Source organism: Bordetella sp. (assembly GCF_051960075.1).
In the GTDB taxonomy this organism is placed as follows: domain Bacteria; phylum Pseudomonadota; class Gammaproteobacteria; order Burkholderiales; family Burkholderiaceae_B; genus Bordetella.
This window is the reverse complement of sequence record NZ_JBQCER010000101.1, coordinates 1-7,576: the sequence shown is the minus strand read 5'-3', so window position 1 is coordinate 7,576 and position 7,576 is coordinate 1. Positions and strand designations below refer to the sequence as shown.

Here is a 7,576-nt window from a genome sequence, read left to right as displayed (position 1 = left end):
TGGCCGCCGAGATCGCCCTGATCCTGAAAGAGCCCGACGTGCAGGAAAAGCTGGGCAAGACCATGGGCATGAATCTGGTCGGCAGCACGCCCGAGCAGCTGCAGGCGCTGATCGACAAAGAGATCCCGCGCTGGGCCGACGTCGTCAAGCGTGCGAAGCTCAAAGCCCAGTGAACTCAGGGCTCGACATAGTGCATAGTGCCCGACTCGCCCATCAATAGCGGTCGGTTGGCATCCGCGACTGCGCGCAGATAGTCCCACAAGGTGACGACGCGGCGCAGTTTGCGGACGTCTTCGCGGCTGCTCAGCCAGAAGTGGCGCGTGACGACGATCTTGTCGGGCAGAATGGGAACCAGGTCCGGATTGGGCGTGGCCATGAAGCAGGGCAGGATCGCCAGGGCATTGCCTTGCAGCGCCGCGTAATATTGCGCGATGACGCTGGTGCTGCGCAGGCTGGCCGTCACGTTGGGTATCGTCCGGTTCAGATACAGAAGCTCGTGGCTGAAGGCCAGGTCTGCCACGTAGTCGATAAAGGGATGGTGCCGCAGGTCCGCCACCGAGCGGATCGGGTCCCGGCGCTTGAAATAATCGCGCGAGCCGTAGAGCCTCAAGCGATAGTCGCACAGCTTGGTGAACACGTATTGCCCGCGCTCGGGGCGTTCCAGCGTAATGGCCATGTCGGCCTCGCGCTTGGAGAGGCTGACGAAATGCGGCACCGGCAGCACGTCGATCGACACGTCGTCGTGTACCGCAGTGAAGCGGGATAGCTGAGGCGATAGAAAAAAACAGCCGAAGCCCTCGGTCGACCCGATTCTCACGTGGCCCGACAGACTTTGCGTCGTTCCCGCGAACTGCTCGCTGGCGGCGTGCACCGCCGACTCCACCGCGTCGGCATGGCGCAGCAGGCGCTGTCCGTCGGTGGTCAGCGTGAATCCGTCGACCCGCGATTTATCGAACAAAATCGTACCCAGCGCCGCTTCGAGCTCCCGCACGCGCCGCGCGACCGTGGTGTGATCGACGTGCAGCCGCTTGGCGGCCGCGCTGGCGCGTTGAGTTCGCGCCACTTCCAGGAAATACCGCAGATCGTCCCAGTTCAGCGCGCCGAATCGGCTTGTGTTTTTTTGCATATCTGATGGGGTTTTTTAATACTATGCTGTGGATAATCGAATAACTATACTCGTACGCAAACGGCAAGGCCATGCGCGGCTCGATCGCGTCTGGCCGATAAATCGCATCGCCAACCCCCGCACACAACGGCCGCTTGCCGGGCCGATCCCGCGCGAAGAGCACCCAGGAGACCTGCAATGACCCAAGTACCGACCGTCAAGCTGCTGATCAACGGCGAGTTTGTCGAATCCAAGACCAAAGAGTGGCGTGACATCGTCAACCCGGCCACTCAGGAAGTGATCGCGCGCGTGCCGTTCGCGACGGCCGACGAAGTCGACGCCGCAGTACGCAGCGCCCACGAAGCGTTCGCAACCTGGAAGAACACGCCGATCGGCGCCCGCATGCGCATCATGCTCAAGCTTCAGGCGCTGATCCGCGAGAACATGTCGCGCATCGCCAGGACGCTGACGGCCGAGCAGGGCAAGACCCTGCCGGACGCCGAAGGCGACGTCTTTCGCGGCCTGGAAGTCGTCGAGCATGCCTGCTCGATCGGCACGCTGCAGCAGGGCGGTTTCGCCGAGAACGTTGCCGGCGGCGTCGATACCTACACGCTGCAGCAGCCGCTGGGCGTCTGCGCGGGCATCACGCCGTTCAACTTCCCGGCGATGATTCCGCTGTGGATGTTCCCCATGGCTATCGTCTGCGGCAACACCTTCGTGCTCAAGCCCTCCGAACAGGATCCGATGTCGACGATGCAGCTGGTCGAACTCGCGATCGAAGCGGGCATTCCCAAAGGCGTGCTCAACGTCGTGCACGGCGGCAAGGACGTCGTGGATGCGCTGTGCACGCACACCGATATCAAGGCGATTTCCTTTGTCGGCTCGACGGCGGTGGGCACGCACGTCTACAACCTCGGCGGCCAGCACGGCAAGCGCGTTCAATCGATGATGGGTGCCAAGAACCACGCGGTCGTGCTGCCCGATGCCAACCGCGAACAGGCGGTCAATGCGCTGGTCGGCGCGGGCTTCGGCGCGGCCGGTCAGCGCTGCATGGCGACCTCGGTCGTCGTCATGGTCGGGTCCTCGAAAGACTGGCTGCCCGAACTGGTCGAGAAGGCGAAGAAGCTCAAGGTCAATGCCGGCCACGAGCCCGGCACCGACGTGGGGCCGCTGGTCTCGCGCGCGGCCAAGGCCCGGGTTCTGGGCCTGATCGAATCGGGCGTCAAGCAGGGCGCCACGCTGTTGCTCGATGGCCGCGACGTGAAGGTGCCCGGCTACGAAAGCGGCAACTTCGTCGGGCCTACGATCTTCACCGACGTCAAGACCGACATGGACATCTACACGCAGGAGATCTTCGGACCCGTGCTCGTGGTGCTGACCGCCAATACCCTGGACGACGCGATCGCCATCGTCAACGCCAACCCCTTCGGCAACGGCGTGGGCCTGTTCACGCAGAGCGGCGCAGCGGCGCGCAAATTCCAGAGCGAGATCGACATCGGTCAGGTCGGCATCAACATCCCGATCCCCGTGCCGGTCCCGTACTTCAGCTTCACCGGCTCGCGCGGCTCCAAGCTGGGCGATCTGGGTCCCTACGGCAAGCAGGTCGTGCAGTTCTACACACAGACCAAAACGGTGACCGCGCGCTGGTTCGACGACGCGACCGTGAACGACGGCGTGAACACCACGATCAACCTGCGCTGAACGGCGCAGATCCGGATGCAAGGAGAAAACATGAAGATCGGATTCGTGGGACTCGGAAACATGGGCGCGCCCATGGCGCTCAATCTGCTGAAGGCGGGACACGACCTCGCTGTGTTCGATTTGAACGCGCAGGCGGTGCAGCAATTGGTCGACGCAGGTGCGAAAAAGGCCGATTCGCCCAAGGCCGCAGCCAGCGGCGCCGCGGTCGTGATCACCATGCTGCCGGCGGCTGCCCATGTGCGCAGCGTGCTGACCGGAAACGAAGGCGTGCTGTCTGGCGTGAGCCCGGGCGCCGTCATCGTCGATTCGAGCACGATCGACCCGGCCAGCGTCAAGGAGTTCGCGGCGCTGGCGCAGCAGCACGGCAGCACGCTGGTCGATGCGCCTGTCTCCGGCGGCACGGGCGGGGCCGCCGCCGGCACGCTGACCTTCATGGTCGGCGGCAGCGAGTCGGCTTACAACCAGGTAAAGCCGGTGCTTTCGGCGATGGGCAAGAACATCGTCCATTGCGGCGACACAGGAACGGGGCAGGTCGCCAAGATCTGCAACAACCTCGTGCTCGGCATCACGATGGCGGGCGTCGCCGAATCCATGGCCCTGGGCGAAGCGCTCGGCATCGATCCCAAGATCCTGGGCTCGATCCTGAACACCTCAACCGGACGCTGCTGGAGCTCGGATACGTACAACCCGTTCCCGGGCCTCATCGAGACTGCGCCCTCGTCGCGCGGCTATACCGGCGGGTTCGGTACGGACCTGATGCTCAAGGATCTGGGCCTGGCCACCGAAGCCGCCAAAAGCGCGAAGCAGCCCGCCTTCATGGGGGCGCTCGCACAGCAGCTCTACCAGGCCATGAGCAGCCGCGGCGACGGCAAGCTCGACTTTTCGGCGGTGATCCGACTGTATCGCCAGAAGTGAGATTGCAATGGTTCTTTACTGAATCCCGCAAATCCGCAGGCGCGCGGTGCCGGCCGGAAATACGGCATTACGGCTGGTTGCCAAAGCTCAGGCAAGTGGGCGTGCCTGCGGGCAGAATGCCGCCATGAATACGAGCGGCCCGAAGGGTTCAGGCATGTCGACGATGGTCATGGCGCGGTTCGAGAGCGTGCCAATGGCGCGCAGCGCCGCGCATGCCCTGGTCGCAGATGGTTTCACCGACGATGTAGTCAGTGTTTTCTATGACCAACAGCCGCCCAGGGAGCGTGGGTTTTGGGCCAGGCTGCCCCGGGCGTTCCAGCGCCGTTCTCCCCGGCGCCGGAGCGAGATTCTGCTGGTGGTGCAACTGGACATGGCCGATGTGCCGGCCGTTATGGGCCTGCTCAAGGATGCAGGCAGCGTATCCGTGCAGATGTCGCGCGACGACTGGCAGGCCGGCTCCTGGGAACGGGCGGCCATCTACCGTCGGCCCGCCGCGCGCAGTGGCAGCCCGGAAATAACCCGTCGGCGCAAGGATCAGACCGCGGCGGCCTGAGGCATCGGGTGTGCGGGCGGCACTTGCTCGATCGGGCAGGAAGGCCGAAACGAATCGGCCTGCGCCATGTGCCAGCCTGTGCGGAAGATCTCGTGCTGGAATTCGCCGCGCAGCAGTTCGCCTTCCTCCAGCGTGGGGAAAAGTGCGGACAACAGCCTAACCTCGGAAGACGAAATGCGGCGAGCGATATGCTGCGGCCGCAGATCGCTCGGATGCGTCAGCCCGGCGGCTTAGAGGAGCTCGGCCAGGGCGTGCAAGGTATTGCGATGGAAGTTGTTGACGCGCTGCGCCTTGTCGGGCACCACCAGGGCGCGCTGGCGCATCGGATCCTGCGATGTGACGCCGGTGGGGCATTTGCCCGTGTGGCAGGACTGGGCCTGGATGCAGCCCAGCGCGAACATGAAGCCGCGCGCGGCGTTGCACCAGTCCGCGCCCATGGCCAGCACGCGGGCCATGTCGAATCCCGTGATGATCTTGCCCGAGGCGCCCAGCTTGATGCGGTGGCGCAGATTCACGCCCACCAACGTGTTGTGCACCAGGCGCAGCGCCTCGCGCAGCGGCGTGCCCACGTGATCGACGAATTCCACGGGCGCTGCGCCCGTGCCGCCCTCGGCGCCGTCGATCACGATGAAGTCGGGCGTGATGCCGGTCTGCAGCATGGCTTTGACGATGGCGAACCATTCCCAGGGATGGCCCATGCAGAACTTGAAGCCCACGGGCTTGCCTTGCGATAGTTCGCGCAGCCGCGCCACGAAATGCAGCAGACCGATAGGCGAATCGAAAGCGCTGTGCGAGGACGGCGAATTGCAGTCCTGCCAGGCCGGTACGCCGCGGGCCTCGGCGATTTCGGGAGTGACCTTGCCGGCCGGCAGAATGCCGCCGTGGCCGGGTTTGGCGCCTTGCGACAGCTTGATCTCGATGAGCTTGACCTGATCGGTGCAGGCGTTGCGCACGAAGGCCTCTTCGGAAAAGCCGCCGCGCTCGTCGCGGCAGCCGAAATAGCCCGAGCCGATGTTCCATACCAGCGATCCGCCGGGCTGGCGGTGATGGCGGCTGATGCCGCCTTCGCCCGTATCGTGGGCGAAATTGCCCAGGCGAGCACCCTCGTTCAAAGCCAGTATGGCGTTGGCCGACAAGGCGCCGAAGCTCATGGCCGAGATGTTGAAGACCGACATGGCATAAGGCTGCTTGCAGTCGGGGCCGCCCACGGTGACGCGAAAATCGGTGTCTTCGATGTGGGTGGGCGCGAGCGAATGGTTGATCCATTCGTAGCGGTCGCCGTAGACGTCTTCCTGCGTGCCGAAAGGACGCTTGTCGAGCTGCTGCTTGGCGCGCTGGTAGACGATGGAGCGCTGCGCGCGCGAGAACGGCGCGGCGCTGGTGTCGTCTTCCAGGAAGTACTGACGCACTTCGGGACGGATGAATTCGAAGAGAAAGCGCAGATTGCCCAGAACCGGATAGTTGCGGCGTATGGCGTGGCGCTTCTGCAGCATGTCGTAGATGCCCAGCAGGGTCAAGGCCCAGAAGGGGATCGCCGCCCAGAGCCAACCTGCCGTATGCCATGACGCGAGCAGCGTCGTGATGATTGCGCCGACCAGAACGAGGGTAAAGGTGGTGTAGCGGTTGGTGATCCAGCGCATGGCATTCTCCACGAGACGCAAATCAACAGTGCGAAGGCGCAGGCGTTTTCTCGACGGCCAGGCCGAACAGGGGGCGCAGGCGCACGCCCGCGATGCTACCGACAAAAGCGGCCAGCAGCCATAACCAGCCGTGTACGCTGCCCGAGAGTATGCCGCTGAAATAGGCGCCGATGTTGCAGCCGTAGGCCATGCGCGACCCCAACCCCAGCAGCAGTCCGCCCGCTACGGCGCCTGCCAGGGACCGCGCAGGCACTTTCCAGAGCGGGTCGAACTTGCCTGCCGCGCTGGCTGCCGCCAGAGCGCCCACCATGATGCCGATGTCTGTGATGGACGTGGCGTCGCGGCTGATGGGCGCGGCCAGCGCGGCCTGGTGCGGCAGCCAGAATTGCCAGCCGGCGACATCCATGCCCAGACTTTGCAATGCCTTGGCGCCCCATAGCGCGAAGGCCGAGGTGATGCCCCAGGGGTGACCGACCAGGGCCAGGTTGGCGAAATTCAACAGCACCAGCCCTACGCCGCCGGCGATCAGAGGCCAGGGGCCGCGCAGCAGCGAAACCGGGCGGCTGGTGCCCGTGGTAGTGGTGAGCACGTGCCCGTGGCGTCGTTTCTCCAGCGCCAGCGTGAGCCAGCCGATCAGGGCGAAGACGACCAGGTTGGCCGCCAGCGCTTCGGGCACGCCCAAGGCCTTGACCAGCGAGATGGGCGGCAGGGCGGGCAGGTGCGACCACCAGCCGTAGGTATAAGTGCCCAGCACGCCGCCGATGATGAAGAACAGCAGCGTGACCAGCATGCGGGTATTGCCTGCGCCCACGGCGAAGAGCGTGCCCGAGGCGCAGCCGCCGCCCAGTTGCATGCCCAGGCCGAACAGGAAGGCGCCCAGCAGCACCGACACGCCGGCCGGCGCCACCAGACCGTGCACGTGCTGGCCCCAGAGCGAGCCCTGGGCCAGGACGGGAAAGAACAGCATCACGCCCAACGCCAGCATGATCATCTGTGCGCGCAGTCCCGCCCCGCGCCGGTCGGACACGAACATCCGCCAAGCCTGGGTGAAGCCGAAAGCGGCGTGATAGAGCGTGACGCCCATCAGGCCGCCGACCAGCCACAGCGCGCCCTGGCGCCAGCCGGTGGTCTGCAGCAGATAGACGGCGCCGGCCAGCCACAACAGCAGGGCGGCGATAAGGGGTTTGCGGTTGATGAAAAGCGGGGCCGGCGAAGGCGGCAGAGGCAGGGCGGCAGAGGGGCTGGTATTCATGAGCAAAAATGAGTCAGAGCGTTTGTTCGTTGGTGTGTTTGGCCTGCCCCACCGCGACGCTGGCAGGGAGCCGGATGCCATTCTTGCAGGCTACGATCTCTGCCAGGATGGACAGAGCGATCTCGGGCGGCGTGCGGCTGCCGATATACAGGCCCGCCGGGCCGCGCAGCCGGGCGAGCTGCGCTTCGGTCAGGCCGAAATACTGGCCCAGGCGCTCGCGCCGCTTGCCGTTGTTGGCGCGGCTGCCCAGCGCGCCGACGTAAAAGGCGTCGGACTGCAGCGCATGCATGAGCGCCAGGTCGTCGAGCTTGGGATCGTGTGTGAGCGCCACGACTGCCGTGCGCGCGTCAGGCCGGGCGGCCAGCACGACATCGTCGGGCATGTCGTAGGACAGCCGCACGCCGGGGATG

General features: G+C 65.2%; 6 protein-coding genes and 1 pseudogene. 3 read left to right on the top strand and 4 right to left on the bottom strand.

Annotated features, from left to right (window positions below):
* Nucleotides 1-175: 175 nt before the first annotated feature.
* The gene (locus ACTHJ1_RS17955) at nt 176-1,126 is read right to left on the bottom strand and encodes a LysR family transcriptional regulator (RefSeq protein WP_440195369.1); all 951 of its coding nucleotides are present in this window, start codon (nt 1,124-1,126) and stop codon (nt 176-178) included.
* 177 nt (nt 1,127-1,303) lie between these two features.
* On the opposite strand from ACTHJ1_RS17955, the gene ACTHJ1_RS17950 reads away from it, so the two are divergent.
* The 3 genes from ACTHJ1_RS17950 to ACTHJ1_RS17940 all read left to right on the top strand — a co-directional run bounded on the left by ACTHJ1_RS17950 (nt 1,304) and on the right by ACTHJ1_RS17940 (nt 4,274).
* Nucleotides 1,304-2,806 (top strand): CoA-acylating methylmalonate-semialdehyde dehydrogenase, encoded by a 1,503-nt coding sequence (locus tag ACTHJ1_RS17950; protein ID WP_440195366.1) that lies wholly within the window; start codon nt 1,304-1,306, stop codon nt 2,804-2,806.
* A gap of 30 nt (nt 2,807-2,836) precedes the next feature.
* Entirely contained in the window at nt 2,837-3,721 is an 885-nt protein-coding gene (mmsB, locus tag ACTHJ1_RS17945; RefSeq protein ID WP_440195363.1) for a 3-hydroxyisobutyrate dehydrogenase, read from the top strand.
* A 154-nt stretch (nt 3,722-3,875) separates the two neighbouring features.
* Nucleotides 3,876-4,274 carry a hypothetical protein gene (locus tag ACTHJ1_RS17940; protein ID WP_440195360.1) on the top strand — a complete coding sequence of 133 codons (399 nt, stop codon included), beginning with the start codon at nt 3,876-3,878 and terminating at the stop codon, nt 4,272-4,274.
* On the opposite strand, the pseudogene ACTHJ1_RS17935 reads toward ACTHJ1_RS17940, so the two are convergent.
* The 3 genes and pseudogenes from ACTHJ1_RS17935 to ACTHJ1_RS17925 all read right to left on the bottom strand — a co-directional run.
* Nucleotides 4,256-5,914 (bottom strand): annotated as a pseudogene (locus ACTHJ1_RS17935) (FMN-binding glutamate synthase family protein). The gene ACTHJ1_RS17940 and the pseudogene ACTHJ1_RS17935 overlap by 19 nt on opposite strands.
* A gap of 22 nt (nt 5,915-5,936) precedes the next feature.
* On the bottom strand, nt 5,937-7,166 hold the full coding sequence (locus ACTHJ1_RS17930) for a YeeE/YedE family protein (RefSeq protein ID WP_440195357.1): 1,230 nt from the start codon (nt 7,164-7,166) through the stop codon (nt 5,937-5,939).
* A 13-nt stretch (nt 7,167-7,179) separates the two neighbouring features.
* Nucleotides 7,180-7,576, bottom strand: a 397-nt coding sequence (locus ACTHJ1_RS17925; protein ID WP_440195354.1) for an XdhC family protein, incomplete at its 5' end; no start/stop codon positions are given.

What these genes read in the sequence shown, in the direction of transcription:
- ACTHJ1_RS17955 (WP_440195369.1), bottom strand. Translation starts at nt 1,126, where the DNA reads ATGCAAAAAAACACAAGCCGATTCGGCGCGCTGAACTGGGACGATCTG.
- ACTHJ1_RS17950 (WP_440195366.1), top strand. Translation starts at nt 1,304, where the DNA reads ATGACCCAAGTACCGACCGTCAAGCTGCTGATCAACGGCGAGTTTGTC.
- mmsB (WP_440195363.1), top strand. Translation starts at nt 2,837, where the DNA reads ATGAAGATCGGATTCGTGGGACTCGGAAACATGGGCGCGCCCATGGCG.
- ACTHJ1_RS17940 (WP_440195360.1), top strand. Translation starts at nt 3,876, where the DNA reads ATGTCGACGATGGTCATGGCGCGGTTCGAGAGCGTGCCAATGGCGCGC.
- ACTHJ1_RS17930 (WP_440195357.1), bottom strand. Translation starts at nt 7,166, where the DNA reads ATGAATACCAGCCCCTCTGCCGCCCTGCCTCTGCCGCCTTCGCCGGCC.